We start from the raw sequence: 18,103 nt of genomic DNA, 5'->3' as shown, positions 1-18,103 counted from the left end.
GTTTTCTTTTCAGTAAGCTTCCAGCAAGAATTGTATATCGTCCGTGGACTTAAATTCCATGGCGGGCTTACCCTGCAAAAAGACGCGCGCTGTATGAGGCCCCAACAGGTTGATCTTATCTCCTTTGATGCGCAGCATACTGCCCTCACGCAAACCCACTACAGGCTGACGGTTGTGCACATGAAACTCCTGAATGCGCGTCTCGCGCGTTTCGCCCATGTGGGTCGTATCAGGTAGCGGGTCAAGGTAGTGGGGATTGATGTTGAAAGGCACCAGCTGTAGTGCATCGAATGATTTAGGGAACACAATAGGCATGTCGTTAGTAGTACCGATGGTTTTGCCCGCCACGTTGGTGCCGGCGCTCGTGCCCATGTACGGCATGCCCTGCTCCACCCGCTTCTGCAGCGGCTCGATCAGTTTGTTGGCATAGAGCTGGCGCAACAGCAGAAATGTATTACCTCCGCCTATAAAAACCGCCTCCGCCTGCTCTACGGCCGCAACCGGGTTTTCGGCCTCGTGTACACTGCTTAATTTGATGCCCATTGCTTCAAAGGCTTCGCCTGCCTTGGCTGTGTAGTCTGCGTGAGAGATGCCGCCCGGACGGGCATAAGGTATAAACAGGATGTTCTTGCGGTCGCCTAACAACTCTTTTATCTCGCTCTGGCAGTGCTCCAGGTAGTCTGTGCCATGGGTGGTAGAAGTACTGACTAAAAGGATATCTTTCTTTGGTAAGGCTTTTTTCATTTGTCTCGATTATGGATGATACCGGTATCGTATACCTGCAAAAGTACCAAATTCCGGCAAACCCCCGCTTATTCTCCCCACAAACAACTGCTATACCTGTACACGATCTGAATGCTTGAAGAATGGCAGTGCAGCTATACCTAGGTTTTGACTTTGAGCTTGATTGTTTCAAGGTAAGGGTCCAGCGAGGCCTTGTTGGTGAGGGTGCGAACCAGCCCGATGGTTTTCAGATCGTACAAGAACCAAACCTCCACATAATAGTTATGAAACCAGTACAAATCAATTTTGCACCACCCACGAATAATATGATGCAGGTAGCGGCCCTGTTCCAGCACCATGGCGGCTTGTTCGCGGGGCGAAAGCAAATTAAACTCAGCGATACTCAACATTAAAATCTACTCCATACTTAAGCAAAGAAAAAGGCTGCCGGGGCAGCCTTATTGGTTAACGAAAATATCAGCAGTTTTGATATTAATTCAAATGGAGGGTGTACAATTCAAATCTAGTGGAGGCAAAACTCCAGTGCGAAGAAGAAGGATGGATCTCCACGCCGTCCTCATCCATGATCGTCACGGCAAAGCCGTCACCCTGGTTGAGGGGCTCGGTAAAGTGCTTCACAGGATACACTCGCCCTTCCTCGATCCACTCTTCCGGTTCGAAAGCCGGCATAGACGCATCCACACACTTCGCGTAGACGGCCATATAGCTGGGGGGAACAAATAAATTTACCATGTGTATGTAACGTTTTCAGAAAGATAAATAATTCCTGCCAATCAGGAAACATTGTCCACATTAATTTTAGTGAAGGTCTGCGCAGGTATAAACACAAAAAGTATGCCTTTATTGTGAGGTATACACCAGGCTTCTTCATGTCGGGTATAGCTAGCATTTTGGCAGCAAAGTCACTCTTTTCAGGTATAATATATGACAACCAGACAAATCAGCGCTGAATATGCCCGCTCACTGCAGCCAATTACCACGACAGCCGTAGTATATATTCCGCCCGTTATCATTTGAAATCAAAACATGGTGAATGCCTATGGAAACTACTTATCGTACCTCGACCCACGATAGCAAGGAAGCTTTTGCAGTTGCACCGGGAGTATGGGGACTCAAGACCGTATTTGTCAATCTCTACTTTGTAACATCACCTGACCACTCGTGGGTACTCGTGGACGCCGGCATGTACGGCTCCGCGGATAAGATCCGGAAAGTGGTGGATGAACTGTTCGGGGGCAACCGTCCCAAAGCCATCCTGCTTACCCACGGCCATTTTGATCACATCGGCGCTGTAAAGGAGCTGGCCCGGGAATGGGAAGTACCCGTGTACGCCCATCCGCTGGAGATGCCCTATCTGAACGGAAAATCATCTTATCCGCCACCAGACCCGAGTGTGGGCGGCGGCGGTATGGCGTACATGTCGTTCCTATACCCTAAAAAACCTATTGATATACATGAGAACCTAGAGCTGCTGCCAACCGATGGCTCTGTTCCCGGCCTGCCCGAATGGCGCTGGATCCACACACCTGGCCATACGGCAGGACACGTTTCTTTTTTCCGGGAGCGTGACCGGGTACTACTGGCAGGCGACGCCTTCGTCACACGCGACGGTGAGTCGATGTTGGCGGTGATGACGCAGAAACGAGAAGTGCATGGCCCTCCTAAATACTATACCTCCGACTGGGGCTCGGCGCACCGCTCCGTGGAGAAACTGATGGAGCTAAACCCCAGTGTGGCAGCTACCGGACACGGACTGCCGATGGAAGGCACGCAGCTCATGCGACAGCTTGAACAACTTGTAAAGGATTTCTGGTCGCTGGCGGTGCCGGTTCATGGCCGGTATGTGCATGAGCCCGCCATTGCCGACGAGCAGGGCGTGCTCTCCGTACCTCCCGCCCCTGACAACACCATACCGAAAGTAATGGCCGCGACAGGTATAGTCGCGCTGGCTGGCATGGCCCTGGTAGCATATGCCCGCCGTAAGAGGAGTAATCATCAAAAACAGCAGGAGCGTGCCATGCGGGAGCGTCCGTTTTCTCACAACAGACCATTGCAAGGTATACCACCTACGGTATCTGCCTCCCTGGACGAAGACGATCCACAGGCGCATACCAACAATTACCCATAGACGAGAAAGGCCGGAAGCAAACACTTCCGGTCTTTCTTTTATCTATCTCTTAATGTAGGTTTCTATACCTTATTTGCCTCTTCCGGAGCCGCTTTTCTTGCCGCCTCCGTCTTGCTTGTTTACTGTTGCCCAGGCACGCTTTTCAGCTTCTTCATTGCTCACGCCTTTTTTCTCGTAGCTTTTTTCAATATGCTCTGCCTGGCGTTTCTGCTTATCTGTGTAAGATGATTTATCTCCTTGTGGCATTTGATCCTCCTTTTTAAAGTTCAACATCTAAAGCCGGGCTTTTTACCGGCCCCTCATATTGTACGAACAGCAGCCAATTTTGACTAGCCGGAAAGTATAAATGGTGTGAGCAAAGCTTCAAATTGCCTAAATTGCGGCATGGTATCATTGAGACAGCTGTTTTTGCAGCACCAGGCGCAGACAAGTGACTTTCCGCTGATGATCGAAGTGGAGAAGGCAGAAGGAATTTACATGTATGGCAGTGATGGCCACCGCTACATCGACCTGATTTCAGGTATAGGCGTGAGCAATGTGGGGCACCGCCACCCGAAAGTGCTACGGGCCATTCATGACCAGCTTGACCGTTACATGCACCTGATGGTATACGGCGAGTTTGTACAGGCGCCGCAGGTACAGCTGGCCCATGCTCTTAGCGGCACATTACCTGATCGACTCAATAACACCTACCTGCTCAACTCCGGGGCAGAGGCGGTGGAAGGTGCCCTGAAACTGGCAAAACGCTATACCGGCCGCACCGAGCTGATTTCATGCTACAACGCCTACCACGGCTCTACACAGGGTGCCCTTTCGATGAACGGCAGCGAAAGCTTTAAGAATGCCTTTCGTCCGCTCCTGCCCGACGTGCGCCACATCCATTACAATAGCGTCGCAGACCTGGAGCAAATAACAGCGCGTACAGCCGCGGTTTTGATAGAGACTGTGCAGGGAGAGGCTGGTGTTCGTGTGCCGGAGAAGGATTACCTGAAGCAACTACGGGAACGCTGCAACCAGACCGGCACGCTGCTAATTCTGGATGAGATACAATGTGGCTTCGGCAGAACGGGCACCTTCTGGGCCTTTGAGCAGTTCGGCATAGAGCCGGACATACTGGTCTGCGCCAAAGGGATGGGAGGCGGCATGCCGATAGGTGCTTTCATTGCACCGCAGGAAATCATGTCTGTTTTTAAAACCGAGCCGATTCTGGGCCACTGCTCTACCTTTGGCGGACACCCGGTGAGTTGCGCTGCCTCTCTTGCCACGCTACAGGTCATTGAGGAAGAAAACCTGCTGGAGGGCGTCGCACAAAAAGCCGAGCTGATTAAGCAGTTACTCGTGCATCCGCGCATCAATGGTATACGCAACCAAGGGCTGATGATGGCAGCAGAATTCGAGTCGTTTGAGGTCTTAAAAGCGGTGATCGACCGGGCCATCCTCAACGGCGTGCTGACTGACTGGTTCCTGTTCTGCGAAAACTCCATGCGCATCGCACCACCACTCACCATCACCGAAGCGCAGATCCGCGAGGCCTGCCAGATCATCCTGACCTCTATTGACGAGGCTTTAGCTTAACCTGCTATACCTGATAGGGGGAACCCAAACGGTGTCCTGATCAGGTATAAAGAGCTGGCACTGCAAATATTTTCCGGTAAGAGACTATCGGGAGCGGCTTTGTCACGTAAAAGCCGTTGCTACACCTTCTATCTGGTGTGCTTCCAATCGTCTTCTATGGAAATAACCATTGTACTGACCTTGCTGGTGATAGCGGTTGTGCTGTTCGCAACCGAAAAGGTGTCCGTTGAGTTGGTCACGCTGGTCATGCTCATCATTCTGGCAGGTTTGCGCATCATTAGCCCTGAGGAGGCCTTCGCCGGTTTCAGCAGCGACTTTATCATTATCATTGCCTCCATCTTCATACTTAGCGCCGCCCTCGAGGAGACCGGTATACTCGATTTTGCCGTGGTACGGCTCGTACGGCTTGCCCAGCAGAGCAACAACCTGATGCTGTTTATTATTATGCTGGTAACGGGTGTGGTTTCGGCTTTTATGAACAATACCACCGTAACGGCCATGTTCATCACACCGCTGGTCGGCCTCTCCAAACGCATCAACCTGAGCGCGTCGAAACTACTGATGCCGCTGGCCTATGCCGCTATTCTGGGAGGTACCTGCACGCTCATCGGCACCTCTACCAACGTGGCTGTCAGCGGCTACATCGCCAAGGCTGGTTTGGAACCGATCGGGCTGTTCGAGATATCAGGTATAGGCTTCATCATCTTTGTGGTGGGTATCATCTACATGATGACCTTTGGGCAGCGCATGTTGCCGGACCACGCCGACCAGGAACTGGCCGAAGAGTATAAGCTGCAAAAATATGTGACTGAAGTAGTGGTACAACCTGATTCGCCGCTCGTAGGGCAGCTGGTCTTTACCTCAGAGCTAACTACGCTGAACCTGCGCATGCTCAACGTTATCCGCGCCAAAGAAAACTTCCTGCCCGACTTCCGTACCCGCATCCGCGCCAATGATATTTTGCTGGTGGAGGGAGATATCGATACCCTGTTGAAGGTAAAGGAAACCAAAGGTCTGCAGATCATGGCCGATGCACTTATTTCTGAAGACCTCGAAACGGAAAATATCCGGCTGGCCGAAATCATGATCACCCGGCAGTCGAACCTGATTAACCGCACCATTAAAGAGTCAGAGTTTCTGCGGCGATTTGGTCTGGTGGTGCTGGCTGTCTCGCGGCATGGCGAAACGCTGCGTAGTAAAATAGGAAGTATAAAAATGCACATGGGAGATGTCCTGCTGGTACAGGGAGCCCCTGAGCGCTTTGAACAGGTCCGCAACTCGAACCACATTGCCGTGCTCGATGAGTTTGAGCCAGTGTTCTACAAAAAGAAAAAGGGTCTGATCGTGATTGCCTGTTTTGCGTTGGCCATACTGGCAGGGACACTGAAGCTGCTTCCACTCTCTATCGCTTTCCTATCGGCCGCTGTTGCGAGTATCCTGCTGCGGGCTATCAGTACCGAGAAAGCCTACAATGCCATCGACTGGCGTCTGCTTATACTCATAGGAGGCATGACGGCTTTTGGCGCAGCCATGGAAAACTCCGGTGCCGCCGAGTTTCTGGCGCAGGGCATTGTGCAGGTGATGGAGCCCATTGGCGGCACAACAGGTATACTGGCGGGCTTTGTAATCCTGACCGTAATCCTCACCCAACCGATGTCGAATGCGGCCGCGGCGCTGGTGGTTATACCTGTGGCGTTGCGGGCTGCCATGGAACTGGGTGCTGATCCGCGTGCCTTTGCCATCGCCATTATGCTGGGGGCCTCAGTGTCGCTGGTTACGCCTTTTGAACCTGCCTGCATCCTGGTTTACAGCCCGGGCAAGTACCGCTTCTGGGATTTCATCCGGATTGGTTCACCACTTACTTTGATCCTGGTGATTGTGATATTGGTCCTGGTGCCTGTGTTCTGGCCTATGTAGAGGAGATTACTGCAGGCCGCTGAGTGTGACGATCACGACCGCAAAAAAAGCAGCTGAAAGTCCTACAGCCAATATTAGTTTACCTGCCTGCATAGCCACAATTTTTTCAGAGCGGGGCAGCCAAAGGTAGTTCAGGCTCAGGTTGAGCAGGTAGACCATGATGGTGAGCAGAAAGCTGATGAACCAGAAGGCAAAAAAACGAAGAATGAAATCGTCGGATAGTAAGGTAGGCTCGTAGGAAATGAGGTAGAGTTCGTGCGCGAAAAAGAAATAGGCCAGTACTAACAGCGCCAAAGCGTAGGTTCCCAAAATGGCCCCATTCCAAACGCGCAGGTTTTTCATGCAGTCCTTTTAGTAATTCAGGAAAGACTGTGCATCCTCCCGTATTTGTTCGCGCGAGAGTCCGTCCTTCACGCCAATGGAGATCCTGCGTACCAGCACCCCGACAATAGATTTCTTGAAACCAAGCCGCACGGCCATGTTGACACAAAACTCCATTTCGCTTTCGTCTACGATGCCGTCGGCCAGCATCATTTCCACCAGGTCGTAGATCTGATCAAAGCGCTCGGTATCGTTAGAGGGCAGCTGCGGTTTCACAGCCTGCACATTCGAAAGCAGGTTGCGCACCTCGCTTGATTTCATACCGTGCCGCTCCCCGATCGAAATAATAAACTCCATTTCAGTAGGATCCACGTGACCATCTGCCTTAGCGAGAGCTCCAAGGTTGGTAATGTGGCTCTTTAATTTTTTCTCTGCCTCGCTTTCAAAAAAACTAAACATACGGCTCCTTTTTCACTGATTGACTAATTCGTAACAATTTAATAACGAATGCTCTAAGTATTGCTACACCCAGGCATCTAATTTTGCAGTAACTACAGTAGAAACGTATTTTTCTTGCTTTAAGTCTGCAGACGGTAGTGCATTTACATACGGTTTTTGCTATCTTATTAGTTATGATTTTGTATTCTTTTTTTATTTCCACTTAAATCAACAAATGGCTACCTTGCGATTTCATTAAAACCACGGCGTATTTTGCGGGGATCTATTGAACGGAGCTGGAAACCGGCTTCTACACGGAACACATCAAACAGCAACTCTTTATGAAGAGGATTGGAGTATTTACATCAGGAGGCGACGCGCCGGGCATGAATGCCTGTATTCGAGCGATCGTACGGACAGCCGTTTACAACGATTTGGAAGTTTACGGTATCAGAAGAGGCTACAACGGCATGATCAAAGGCGACATTTTCAGAATGGAGTCATTGACAGTGAGCAACATCATACAGAAAGGCGGCACGATCCTGAAATCGGCACGCAGCAAGGAGTTTGCAACAAAAGAAGGACGCCAGGCTGCTTACGAGCAGTTAAAGGCAAACGGAATTGAGGGCCTGGTGGCAATTGGAGGAGATGGTACTTTTACTGGAGCCAACATTTTTTTCGAGGAGTATGGCATCCCTACCATTGGTGCACCCGGCACGATCGACAACGACCTTTACGGTACTGACTATACCATTGGCTACGACACAGCTGTGAACACAGCCCTCGATGCCATCGACAAGATCCGCGATACGGCCGACAGTCACGAACGCGTATTTTTTGTGGAGGTGATGGGACGCGACTCAGGTTATATCGCTATACCTTGCGCCATTGGCGGGGGCGCTGAAATTGTGATGATCCCGGAAACGGACACCTCCATTGACTATGTGATCGACCAGTTAAAAGCAGGCTGGAGACGCTCCAAGACTTCTTTTATCGTGATTGTAGCGGAAGGCGACGAAGAGGGAAGCGCAACAGAGATCGCGGCTAAAGTATCGCAGCAGATCCCGGACATGGATGCGCGTGTGACCATACTGGGCCACGTGCAGCGTGGCGGTGCGCCATCCGCAGCCGACCGTATGCTGGCCAGCCAGCTGGGCATCGCCTGCGTGGAAGGCCTGATAGCGGGACGCACAAACGAAATGGCCGGTATCATCAACAGAGAACTGGTGTATACTCCTTTCATCGAGACCATCACCAAGCAGAAACTTATCAACCCGAACTTCACTAAAATGGTGGATATTCTGTCGGTATAAACACGCTATACCTGCCAAACAGCGAAGCCGGCTACTTACTGTGCCGGCTTCGCTGTTTCTATACCTATACCTGTTTTGGGTGCTGCATCTGCTCCCCGATGAAAGTGAGGATGGCATCCCACTGCTCCGGATGAAACCAGGTATAGTCCTGATGTTTGTGAAACCAGGTGAGCTGCCGCTTGGCATAACGTCGGCTGTTCCGCTTCAAAAGGCGCACCGCTTCCTCCCAATCGTACTTCCCTTCCAGGTAGTCAAATATCTCTTTGTAGCCAACTGTTTGCAAGGCATTATGATCGCGGTACGGGTATAGAGTTTTCGCTTCCTCTAAGAGCCCCTGCTCCAGCATCAGGTCCATGCGGCGGTCAATGCGCTCGTACAGTTCCTGCCGGTTACGGTTCAGGCCAACTTTGATGATGTGGAAAGGGCGCTCCTGAGCACCTGCTTTCCGGAAATCAGAATAAGGCTGTCCGCTCGAAAGGCATACCTCCAGCGCACGTATAACACGCTGCGGATTGGCCTTGTCTACCCGCTCGTAATAAGCAGGGTCGAGTTGCTGCAACTGCACTAACAACGGCTGCAGCCCTTCCTGCCGGTAGCGCGCAGTCAGTTTGTCGCGCACGGCAGGGTCTGTTTCCGGCATTTCATCCATCCCGTCGGTGACGGCCCGCACATACAGCCCCGAGCCACCTGTCAGAATCACGGATTTATATTGTTGGTATAATTGCCCAAGTAAAGCCAGCACATCCTGCTCGTAAGCGCCTGCATTGTAAGTTTCTGTGATCGGGTGCGAATCCACAAAATGATGCTGTATACCTTGCTGCTCCTCCGGCGTAGGTTTGGCCGTACCAATTGACATTTCCTGGTAAAACTGGCGTGAGTCAGCTGAAATGATCTCGGTACCGAAATGCCGGGCAAGGCGTACGCACAAATCGGTTTTGCCCACAGCAGTCGGACCAACTACTACAATCAGAAAACGGGGGGCTTGAACTGCAGGCATGGGTAAGACAAACGATTTACTTCGTAAATTTGCCACAAATTAACTCCCTTTCTTGTTATTCAGGAAGCAAAAGTGCCTTTGCTTTTGTTTTTTTACTAATTTATGGGTTTAAACGAGAACTGATCTACAACCGGATGCCACTGATACCTAGTCGACAAACTACCAACAACCTGACAATTCTTGCCGACAACCTGCTGCAGGTGCTTCGTCAGCTATACCCTGCTGACCATGCTTTGCTGGTGACATCTGCCGCAGGAGAGCTGCTGGCCGCCAATACCAAAGCAGAAACGATCTTTTCTGTAGAGCAGGGCACTGCCATTCGCCCGCTTATCGGACTGGCCGACGAAGATGATTTTGCTGCCTTTAAGGTATCGCTGACCCGTCAGGATAAAGTGACAGGCGAAGTAAAGGACTTACAGGGCAACCGGTGCACCTTCCATTGTCAGCAACTGGAGTTTCAGGGACAGCCATTTTTGTATTTCGATATTCCGGAGAGCGTAGCTGCAGAAGCCAACGACTCCAGTTATCATAATCTGTTCGATGATAGCGCCGAACCACTCTTCGTTCTCGATCGCGATGGCATTTTCATTGATATAAACCAAAGCGCTTCCGATCTGGTGGAATTCCGAAAAGAGGAAATCATCGGCAAGTCGCTTTTTAAGCAGTTTGAGCTTAACCTGTTTGAGCGCGTCGCCTTACGCAACCAGTTGCAGAACACATTGAAGGGGGAACCGCAGCGCTTTGAGTGGTGGCTTCGTGAAATAGACAATGAACTGATGCCGGTGGAGATTTCCCTCAGAAAGGGCAACTTCAATGGCCAGACAGTCATCTTCGGTTCTGCTAAAAACCTGTACGAGGCAGTTGGTGCGGAACGCAACGTGCGCTACCGGAATCACCAGCTCGAGTTCGTCAATCACCTGATCACGAACCTATCGGGCTCCGAAAGTCGTGAGGATGTGCTGCGCTATACCTTGAACGAGCTGCTGGACAAGACCGACATCATTGGCGGGGCCGTTTATACCTATGATGCTGCAAAAGGCAGTATCTTGCTTTCTTTCAGCACAGGCGAAACACTGTCGGGCAATCTGCCCACCTCAATTGCCTTTCCGCGTACACATGCCGAGCAACTCATTCAACCTGACCGCCACAAAGCGCTATACGCTACCATACACCAGATGGAAGAACTGCTGGGCCAGCACCTGACGGTGCTGCCTGTCAGCTCGGAGGCGGGCCTTACAGCACTGCTACTGGTATGGCCAGGGCACGATGCTAAAATTACCGAGTCGTTTATGTCGCTGCTCGACTTTATCGGGAGCGCCATCGGCAACTACATTGCCAAACACGACCTGCAACGCAAGCTTACCTACACCGAGGACAAGTATAAAATCATGTTTGAGTCTACTTACGACGCGATCCTGCTTTTCCGGGATGGCATTGTAGTAGACTGCAATGAGAAGGCGCTGGAGTATTTCCGCTGCAAACGCGAAGAACTGGTAGGCAAGTCTCCGAATGAGTTTTCGCCGGAGTATCAGCCTGACGGCATACCTTCAGCCGAGAAAACAGCCATGCTAACCGAGCAGCTGATGGCGACCGGAAAGCCGATCACAGTAGATTGGAAAAACATCCGCAAAGACGGCTCCACCATGGATACCGAGCTCAACCTGAACCGGGTGATGATCGACGGTACTTACCACATTCTGGTATTTAAGCGCGATATCACTGAGCGCAAGCAGGTGCAGGGTTCGAAACGCCGCGAGGAGATTGCCCGCGAGTCGATGGCCCACTTCCGAAGTTTCCTGGAGAAGGTAAACCTGATCTATTACAGCCTCGACAAAAACGGCAACATCGCCTATGCCAACGATTATTTCCTCACCTATGTGGAATATAGCCGGGAAGAACTGATCGGGCAGAATTTCTATGAACTGCTGGTGTCGGAAGCCGACCGCGAAAACCGCCTGACCGACTTCAAGCGATCCATAGAAACCCGGCAACTGAACTCCTACTATGAGCGCGACCTGATCACTAAATCCGGCCAGGTGAAGACCGTGCGCTGGAACTGCATGTTTGAGTACGGACCGGATGGCGAGCTGATCGGCCTGACCAGCGTAGGCAAGGACATGACCGACAAGCGTATTGCCATGGAAGCCCTGAAGGACAACAAAGTCCGCCTCCAGGACCTCTTCGACAATGCCCATGACCTGATCCAGAATATCTCGGTAGATAACAAGTTCATCTTCGTGAACAAAGCCTGGAAAGAACGCCTGGGCTATACCGATTACGACATTGAGTCACTCACGCTCAACGACATTGTGCATCCTTACTACAAGGCCAAGCTAATCTACCAGCTGCGCAATTTGTACAAGGGCGAGAACGTGAACAAGATGGAAACCGTATTCCTGACCAAGGCCGGGAAGCCCGTCCATCTGATCGGCTCCATCACCTGCAGCTGGCAGGATGGTCGTCCGGTGGCAACGCGTGCCATCCTGCACGACATTACCGACCGCATCAAAGCGGAACGTTTGCAAAAGGTATATTATAGTATCGCTAACCTGGCTATCAGCAGCAAGGACCTCAACTCACTTTACTCGGCTATACACCGGGAGTTAAGCAAAATCATCGAGACACGCAACATCTACATTGCCCTTTGCGACGATAACCACCGCCATCTGCACTTTGTATACCTGGTCGATCAGTTTGTAGACAAATCTTCCAAAACGCAGGTGCGTCGACAGTTCTCCCATGGGCTGTCGGAGTATATCATTGAAACAGGCAAGCCGCTTTACATGCAGAAGTCGGAGCTGCTGGAGCTGGCCAGAGAACAGGACATTACCCTATATGGCGCTATACCTGAAGTCATGCTCTGCTCCCCGCTGGCCATCGGCGATCGCATTATCGGGGTGATCACCCTGCAGGACTACCAGGACCCGAACGCTTATGTGCACACCGACATTGAGATTCTGCACTTTATCTCGAACCAGGTGGCGCTGGCCATTGAGCGCAAGCGCAACGAAGAGCAAATTAACAACCAGAACGCACGCCTCAACGCCATCTTTGAATCCGGGACGCACCACATGTGGTCGCTCAACCGTGAGCTTGAGCTTACTTCTTTCAATAAGAACTTTGCTACCGCCTTCTTCAACCGAAGCGGCCATGAACTGGAGCTCTACACCAAGCTGAATGACGACGAGGTGCTGAACTTCCACGAAAGCTCGTTTGAATTTTGGAAAGACAAATATGAGCAGGCCTTTCAGGGGCAGCCACAGCACTTTGAAATACACCTGCACAATCCGGAAAGCTGGCGCGAGGTATACCTCAACCCAATTTACCTGGAGGACGGTAGCTTTGAGGAGATTTCAGGTATAGCCCTCGACATCACAGACAAGAAGCGCTCGCAGCTGGCACTGGCCCAGAGCGAAGTAAAATTCCGAAGTATATTCGAGTCCTTCCAGGACGTGTACTACCGTACCACGCTGAGTGGTGTGTTTGAGCTGGTAAGCCCTTCAATTTATAACTTACTGGGTTATGAAGTAGAAGAAGTTCATCGTATTCCTTCAGATCAGCTGTATGCCAATGTAACTGACCGGGCACTGGTAAAAGAGCGGGTACTGGAGCAGGAAAGCATCCGTGACTTCGAGATTGAGATGATCTGCAAGGATGGCTCTACTAAAACTGTGCTGCTAGATTCGCGCCTTACTTATGACCAGGATGGTCAGCCTGCAGGTTTGGAAGGTGTACTGCGCGATGTTTCGGAACTGAAGCGTACGCAGGTAGCCCTGTTGAAGGCAAAAGAAGAAGCCGAAAACCTGCTGAAAGTGAAGACACAGTTCCTGGCCAACATGAGCCACGAGCTGCGTACCCCGATGAACGGCATCATCGGTATGATCGACTTGCTAAGCCAGATTGTCAGTGACGAAGAGCAGAAAGAGTACATCGATACACTGCGCAAATCTTCAGATGCGCTGCTGGCGATCCTCAACGACATCCTGGACCTGTCGAAAATGCAGGCCGGCAAGTTGGTACTGCACGAGAGTGGTGTGGACGTGCACGATACGCTCAACAAGATATACTCACTCTTTGCTAACCGTGCTCAGCAGAAAGACCTGAACTTTACATACACGATTACCCCGGAAACGCCGCGTTATGTCCTCACCGACGAGACGCGCTTCCTGCAGGTATTGTCTAACCTCACCTCTAACGCCATTAAGTTTACGAACGAAGGCGAAGTAAGCATACACGTAGATGCCGAGCCATTGAAAAAAGGCGAGGAGTATGTACTGAAGGTACGGGTGAAAGACTCAGGTATAGGTATAACCGAGGACGACCAGCGACTGCTCTTCACCGATTTTACGCAGCTTGATAATTCTTCTACCAAAACTTTTGGTGGTACGGGACTCGGTTTGGCCATTTCGAAGCAGCTCACACACCTGCTTGGTGGAGATATCTGGGTAGAGTCCAAGCCAAACGATGGCAGTGACTTCTGGTTTACGATAAAAGTGAAAAAAGCCAACAACGCGGAAGTGGAGGCACAGCTGCAGCGTATGCAGCTGCAGAATGCCGAAGCTGAGGTGCTGGACTTCTCCCCTTACGTGCTGCTGGTAGACGACAACCAGATCAACCAGAAAGTAGCCTTTAAGCTGCTGGAACGCTTAGGCTGTCGTACTGATGTTGCCTCCAACGGTTACGAAGCCATCGACAGAGCCCTTAATAATGGCTACGACATGGTGTTTATGGACATTCAGATGCCAGAGATGGACGGCGTGACAGCAACCACCATCATCAAAGAAAAACTGGGCAGCGCATGTCCTCCGGTGGTAGCCATGACAGCCTACTCCATGCGCGAAGATGCCGAGAAGTTCATGAGCCAGGGTATGGACGATTATATTTCCAAGCCGGTGAAGAGCTCTGATCTGTACAAGGTGATCATGCGGTGGTACGAGCAAAACTGGAAGCGCGACAACACCGCCGGATTGACCGCGGCAGTAGACGATGCTTCAGAAGCTGAGGCTATACCTGTAATTGACCTGTCCATAACAGAGCAGCTCAAAGAAATCGGCGGCGCGGACTTTGCGCACCAGTTGTATGTAGAATTTGAGCAGGAAGCCGGTGAATTGCTCGAAGAGGCCAAAAAAGAACTGGACGCACAACAATACAAAAGTATTTTAAGTACATTGCATCAGCTAAAGGGAACCGGCTTTACACTTGGCATAAACCAGGTGGCCGAGCTAGCCAAAATCCTGGAACATGACATTAAACATGACCAGTTCGAAAACGTAGGAAATAACTTTGCGAAGCTGCTGGCCCAATACAAAAACTACTGCAGAACTTATAAAGAGATCATTTTATAGTTTATTAAATCCATGGCAGACAACAAGACCATCCTGATTGCAGAAGACAGTTCTGTGATCCTGAACCTGACTAAGAAAATCCTCGAGCTTCAGAACTACAAGATCCTGACCGCCAAGAATGGCAGCGAAGTGATCAAACAGGTAGAAAACAACAAGATCGACGCCATCCTGATGGACCTCAACATTCCGATCAAGAATGGCATGGAGTGCTCAAAGGAAATCCGCGCACACAAAGACGAGCAGATCTCCAACATTCCGATCATTGCGGTAACAGGCAACGCCAACAACTATACCATGGAAGACTTCAAGGAAGTAGGCATTAATGAGTACCTGCCAAAGCCACTTGATTTCGATATGCTGGTACAGACTGTAAAGAAGCACACCGGAGAGCTATAGATGGAGCTGAAGTACACACGGCCATTTTTAAATAAGCTGGAGGATATTTTTGCGGAGTCGGATTTTGTGCTGCGCTACGAGAAGGGGAATTTTAAAGCGGGTTACTGTGTGCTCAAAGACATGAAGGTGGCTGTCGTGAACAAGTACTTCAGCCTGGAGGGGAAAATCAATTGCCTGTACGACATTCTGAGAACCATCACAGTAGATGAAAGCCTGCTGAGCGAAAAGTACCGACAGCTTTACCAGGACATTCGCAACCAGGAAAAAACCAATTGAAAGTAACGCTTTTAGGCACGGGCACTTCGCAGGGCGTACCGGTTATCGGTTGCTCCTGCGAAGTGTGCCGTTCTGTTGATTACAGGGACAAGCGCCTGCGCGTCTCGGTACATCTGCAGGTGGAGGGCAAGAGCATCATCATCGACTCCGGTCCCGATTTTCGCCAGCAGGTGCTGCGCGAACGTATCCGCACGCTCGATGCCCTGGTGTTTACCCACGAGCACAAAGACCACACCGCCGGCCTCGACGACATCCGCGCCTACAACTTCTCGCAACACAAAGACATGCCGCTCTACGGCGAGGAACGTGTGCTGGAGCAGCTCAAGCGGGAGTTTGCCTACATCTTCTCAGGTATACAGTACCCGGGCATACCCCGTGTGGCGCTAAATCCTATTACTGAGGATCCTTTTGAAATTGAGGGCGTCCCTTTTATACCTATCCGGGTGAAGCACTACAAGCTGCCCGTGCTGGGCTACCGGGTCGGCGACTTCACTTACATTACCGATGCCAACTACATTTCGGAAACGGAGAAGGAAAAGGTACGCGGCTCTAAGGTGATCGTACTGAACGCTCTGCGCCTGGAGCCACACATTTCGCACTTCTCGCTGCAGGAGGCTGTTGAGTTGCTGAAAGACCTGCAGCCCGAACGTGCCTACCTGACCCACATCAGTCACCTGCTGGGCCTGCACCGCGAAGTAGAACTCACCCTCCCCGACTTTATCCGATTAGGCTACGATGGTCTGCAGATTGAGGTATAGTTTGGAGGTTCTTTGGCTTCCTGACCTAAGACAAAAGACTATTTCAAAAAATTCACTGAATAAGTCTTGATAGATTATCCATTCGGATTCTTACTACTTTCCTCTTTCCGGCAGCTATCCATTGTCTTTCGTCAAATTGTCCTTTGTCATTTTAGCTCATGCACCAGAATTACTATTTCTTAAGGCAACTCTCCGAACAGCTGCGCACTCAGCTGGTGGGGATGGAAGTGATTGCCTGCTTCAGTCAGAACAAGGACGAACTGGTCATTGGTTTTGCAGCCGGAGAGCAGGAGCTGTACATCCGTGCTGCACTCACTTCGCACTTTTCGTCACTTTCCTTCCCGACTGAGTTTAAGCGGGCAAAGGCTAATACCATTAACCTGTTTGGTGAACTGCTGGGGAGAACCGTGCAGGATGTGGTGCAGCATCTGAACGAACGAAGCTTCTATTTAAAGCTTAGCAAGGGCTATATCTTGCTGTTTAAACTTTTCGGCAACCGCTCTAACATCGTGCTTTTTCGTGGCGAAGAGCCGCTAAAGCCCTTTCACAAAAAATTCGGTGCCGATCTGGAGCTAAACCCACTGCAGATGGACAGGCCCCTGCGACAAAACCTTGATGCTTTTGTCGCAGGGGATGGAAATCTCAAGAAGGTATACCCGACCTTCGGCGACCTGCCGGCCCTATTCCTGGAGCAGCTGGGGTATCGCAACGCTTCGCTCGAGGAGAAATGGGAACTGGTGCAGACGATGCTCGAGCAACTCGAAGCCCCGGAAGCGTACTACGTCATCAGACTCAATGGCAAGCTGCGGCTGTCGCTGCTCCAATTAGGTGAAGTGCTGCAGGAATACGATAACCCAATGGAAGCCCTAAATGGTTTTACCCGCAGCTACCTGAGCGAGACCGGCTTCGAGCGATTATTTGAACAGACGCAGCAGCAGCTCCTAAAAAAACAACGCGCCACACAGGCCATACTGGAGCAGACCGAGGCACGTCTGCACGAGTTGCGCCACGGACGCTCCTACTCCCAGATCGCCGACATCATTATGGCCAACCTGACTAACATTCCGCCCCGTGCTACCGAAGTAGTGCTCTACGATTTCTATACCGACCGCCAGCGCAAGTTCAAGCTCAAGGCCACGGAGACACCCCAAAAGCAAGCCGAGCGCCTGTACCGAAAAGCCAAAAAGCAGCACGTGGAGGTCAATCAACTTGAGGAGCGTCAAGAGCGCAAACTGGAGGAAGCCATTGTGCTGGAAGATGCGTTGCAGGCACTTGTGGAGGCTAAGACCTATAAAGCGCTCAAGCTATACCTGAAGGAGTACACTCACTTGCTCACGACCAAACAGCAAGCCCAGCAGGAAGCGCCATTCCGGTTATTTGAAACTGAAGGTTTTAAGATCCTGGTTGGCAAAAGTGCCCAGAACAACGACCTGCTCACGCAGCGCCATACCTACAAAGAAGACATCTGGCTGCATGCCAAAGACGTATCAGGCTCGCATGTAGTGATCAAGTACCAGGCAGGCAAAGCTATACCTGCCACCGTACTCGAGAAAGCCGCTCAACTGGCCGCCTACTACAGCAAACGCAAAAGCGACTCCCTCTGCCCGGTTCTTTACACTCCCAAAAAGTGGGTCCGCAAACCCAAAGGCGCCCCCGCAGGCGCTGTAGTAGTAGAACGAGAGCAGGTGATGCTGGTAAAGCCTGAAAATCCGTTTGAGCGGAAGGTATAAGTCTGGATCTATACAAAGGGGGCTCTTCTTCAAGGAGTCTCCGGATTGAATTACCTCCTCTAGCCCCTCCTTTTGTAGAGAGTCCCTACCCCAAAACAGGAGGGGGATTTTGGTGTAGCTGCCGATTTACAGGTATAAGCGTTGAACTGCGGTTACATGTGCACG

The 18,103-nt window shown here is 51.1% G+C and carries 16 protein-coding genes; 9 read left to right on the top strand and 7 right to left on the bottom strand.

The features are described from left to right. Positions 1 to 9: 9 nt before the first annotated feature. The 3 genes from pepE to K3G39_RS20720 all read right to left on the bottom strand — a co-directional run bounded on the left by pepE (position 10) and on the right by K3G39_RS20720 (position 1,362). The gene (gene pepE / locus K3G39_RS02760) at positions 10 to 744 is read right to left on the bottom strand and encodes a dipeptidase PepE (RefSeq protein WP_220624650.1); all 735 of its coding nucleotides are present in this window, start codon (positions 742 to 744) and stop codon (positions 10 to 12) included. A 140-nt stretch (positions 745 to 884) separates the two neighbouring features. Continuing rightward, a complete protein-coding gene (locus tag K3G39_RS02755; RefSeq protein ID WP_220624649.1) occupies positions 885 to 1,133 on the bottom strand; it encodes a hypothetical protein in 249 nt (82 codons plus the stop codon). An 82-nt stretch (positions 1,134 to 1,215) separates the two neighbouring features. Further along, complete coding sequence (locus tag K3G39_RS20720; protein ID WP_255593837.1) at positions 1,216 to 1,362, bottom strand: hypothetical protein; 147 nt, start codon at positions 1,360 to 1,362, stop codon at positions 1,216 to 1,218. Between the two features lie 421 nt (positions 1,363 to 1,783). On the opposite strand from K3G39_RS20720, the gene K3G39_RS02745 reads away from it, so the two are divergent. After that, positions 1,784 to 2,872 (top strand): MBL fold metallo-hydrolase, encoded by a 1,089-nt coding sequence (locus K3G39_RS02745; RefSeq protein ID WP_220624648.1) that lies wholly within the window; start codon positions 1,784 to 1,786, stop codon positions 2,870 to 2,872. 69 nt (positions 2,873 to 2,941) lie between these two features. Here the strand turns inward: K3G39_RS02745 and K3G39_RS02740 are convergent, their stop codons facing one another. Continuing rightward, positions 2,942 to 3,118 carry a hypothetical protein gene (locus K3G39_RS02740; protein ID WP_220624647.1) on the bottom strand — a complete coding sequence of 59 codons (177 nt, stop codon included), beginning with the start codon at positions 3,116 to 3,118 and terminating at the stop codon, positions 2,942 to 2,944. 138 nt (positions 3,119 to 3,256) lie between these two features. On the opposite strand from K3G39_RS02740, the gene K3G39_RS02735 reads away from it, so the two are divergent. Together K3G39_RS02735 and K3G39_RS02730 are read left to right on the top strand one after the other, a co-directional pair. Beyond that, on the top strand, positions 3,257 to 4,447 hold the full coding sequence (locus K3G39_RS02735; protein WP_220624646.1) for an aspartate aminotransferase family protein: 1,191 nt from the start codon (positions 3,257 to 3,259) through the stop codon (positions 4,445 to 4,447). Between the two features lie 156 nt (positions 4,448 to 4,603). After that, positions 4,604 to 6,364 carry an SLC13 family permease gene (locus K3G39_RS02730; RefSeq protein WP_220624645.1) on the top strand — a complete coding sequence of 587 codons (1,761 nt, stop codon included), beginning with the start codon at positions 4,604 to 4,606 and terminating at the stop codon, positions 6,362 to 6,364. Between the two features lie 6 nt (positions 6,365 to 6,370). Here K3G39_RS02730 and K3G39_RS02725 read toward each other — a convergent pair whose 3' ends face one another. Then, positions 6,371 to 6,706 (bottom strand): hypothetical protein, encoded by a 336-nt coding sequence (locus K3G39_RS02725; protein ID WP_220624644.1) that lies wholly within the window; start codon positions 6,704 to 6,706, stop codon positions 6,371 to 6,373. 9 nt (positions 6,707 to 6,715) lie between these two features. Continuing rightward, positions 6,716 to 7,144: a TerB family tellurite resistance protein gene (locus tag K3G39_RS02720; RefSeq protein ID WP_220624643.1), complete on the bottom strand. Its 429-nt coding sequence runs from the start codon at positions 7,142 to 7,144 to the stop codon at positions 6,716 to 6,718. 320 nt (positions 7,145 to 7,464) lie between these two features. On the opposite strand from K3G39_RS02720, the gene pfkA reads away from it, so the two are divergent. Then, on the top strand, positions 7,465 to 8,436 hold the full coding sequence (pfkA, locus tag K3G39_RS02715) for a 6-phosphofructokinase (RefSeq protein WP_220624642.1): 972 nt from the start codon (positions 7,465 to 7,467) through the stop codon (positions 8,434 to 8,436). Positions 8,437 to 8,500: 64 nt separating this feature from the next. Here pfkA and miaA read toward each other — a convergent pair whose 3' ends face one another. Further along, positions 8,501 to 9,433, bottom strand: a complete 933-nt coding sequence (gene miaA / locus K3G39_RS02710) for a tRNA (adenosine(37)-N6)-dimethylallyltransferase MiaA (RefSeq protein WP_220624641.1) — start codon at positions 9,431 to 9,433, stop codon at positions 8,501 to 8,503. Positions 9,434 to 9,567: 134 nt separating this feature from the next. On the opposite strand from miaA, the gene K3G39_RS02705 reads away from it, so the two are divergent. The 5 genes from K3G39_RS02705 (at position 9,568) to K3G39_RS02685 (ending at position 17,938) form a co-directional block, all read left to right on the top strand. Then, positions 9,568 to 14,778, top strand: a complete 5,211-nt coding sequence (locus K3G39_RS02705) for a PAS domain S-box protein (RefSeq protein ID WP_220624640.1) — start codon at positions 9,568 to 9,570, stop codon at positions 14,776 to 14,778. Positions 14,779 to 14,790: 12 nt separating this feature from the next. Beyond that, the gene (locus tag K3G39_RS02700) at positions 14,791 to 15,174 is read left to right on the top strand and encodes a response regulator (RefSeq protein WP_007653774.1); all 384 of its coding nucleotides are present in this window, start codon (positions 14,791 to 14,793) and stop codon (positions 15,172 to 15,174) included. Next, the gene (locus K3G39_RS02695; RefSeq protein ID WP_220624639.1) at positions 15,175 to 15,450 is read left to right on the top strand and encodes a hypothetical protein; all 276 of its coding nucleotides are present in this window, start codon (positions 15,175 to 15,177) and stop codon (positions 15,448 to 15,450) included. Continuing rightward, the gene (locus K3G39_RS02690; protein WP_220624638.1) at positions 15,447 to 16,208 is read left to right on the top strand and encodes an MBL fold metallo-hydrolase; all 762 of its coding nucleotides are present in this window, start codon (positions 15,447 to 15,449) and stop codon (positions 16,206 to 16,208) included. The genes K3G39_RS02695 and K3G39_RS02690 overlap by 4 nt, the downstream gene beginning before the upstream one ends. Before the next feature lie 158 nt (positions 16,209 to 16,366). Beyond that, entirely contained in the window at positions 16,367 to 17,938 is a 1,572-nt protein-coding gene (locus tag K3G39_RS02685) for an NFACT RNA binding domain-containing protein (protein ID WP_220624637.1), read from the top strand. Positions 17,939 to 18,103: the final 165 nt, after the last annotated feature.

The organism is Pontibacter sp. HSC-14F20 (genome assembly GCF_019599265.1).
Classification (GTDB): domain Bacteria; phylum Bacteroidota; class Bacteroidia; order Cytophagales; family Hymenobacteraceae; genus Pontibacter.
The sequence above is the reverse complement of the archived record's forward strand: the minus strand, read 5'-3'. Positions and strand labels throughout refer to the sequence as shown.

Bases quoted from the DNA above. Each gene is read 5' to 3' on its own strand.
- pepE (WP_220624650.1), bottom strand. From the start codon at position 744: ATGAAAAAAGCCTTACCAAAGAAAGATATCCTTTTAGTCAGTACTTCT.
- K3G39_RS02755 (WP_220624649.1), bottom strand. From the start codon at position 1,133: ATGTTGAGTATCGCTGAGTTTAATTTGCTTTCGCCCCGCGAACAAGCC.
- K3G39_RS02745 (WP_220624648.1), top strand. From the start codon at position 1,784: ATGGAAACTACTTATCGTACCTCGACCCACGATAGCAAGGAAGCTTTT.
- K3G39_RS02740 (WP_220624647.1), bottom strand. From the start codon at position 3,118: ATGCCACAAGGAGATAAATCATCTTACACAGATAAGCAGAAACGCCAG.
- K3G39_RS02735 (WP_220624646.1), top strand. From the start codon at position 3,257: ATGGTATCATTGAGACAGCTGTTTTTGCAGCACCAGGCGCAGACAAGT.
- K3G39_RS02730 (WP_220624645.1), top strand. From the start codon at position 4,604: ATGGAAATAACCATTGTACTGACCTTGCTGGTGATAGCGGTTGTGCTG.
- K3G39_RS02725 (WP_220624644.1), bottom strand. From the start codon at position 6,706: ATGAAAAACCTGCGCGTTTGGAATGGGGCCATTTTGGGAACCTACGCT.
- K3G39_RS02720 (WP_220624643.1), bottom strand. From the start codon at position 7,144: ATGTTTAGTTTTTTTGAAAGCGAGGCAGAGAAAAAATTAAAGAGCCAC.
- pfkA (WP_220624642.1), top strand. From the start codon at position 7,465: ATGAAGAGGATTGGAGTATTTACATCAGGAGGCGACGCGCCGGGCATG.
- miaA (WP_220624641.1), bottom strand. From the start codon at position 9,433: ATGCCTGCAGTTCAAGCCCCCCGTTTTCTGATTGTAGTAGTTGGTCCG.
- K3G39_RS02705 (WP_220624640.1), top strand. From the start codon at position 9,568: ATGCCACTGATACCTAGTCGACAAACTACCAACAACCTGACAATTCTT.
- K3G39_RS02700 (WP_007653774.1), top strand. From the start codon at position 14,791: ATGGCAGACAACAAGACCATCCTGATTGCAGAAGACAGTTCTGTGATC.
- K3G39_RS02695 (WP_220624639.1), top strand. From the start codon at position 15,175: ATGGAGCTGAAGTACACACGGCCATTTTTAAATAAGCTGGAGGATATT.
- K3G39_RS02685 (WP_220624637.1), top strand. From the start codon at position 16,367: ATGCACCAGAATTACTATTTCTTAAGGCAACTCTCCGAACAGCTGCGC.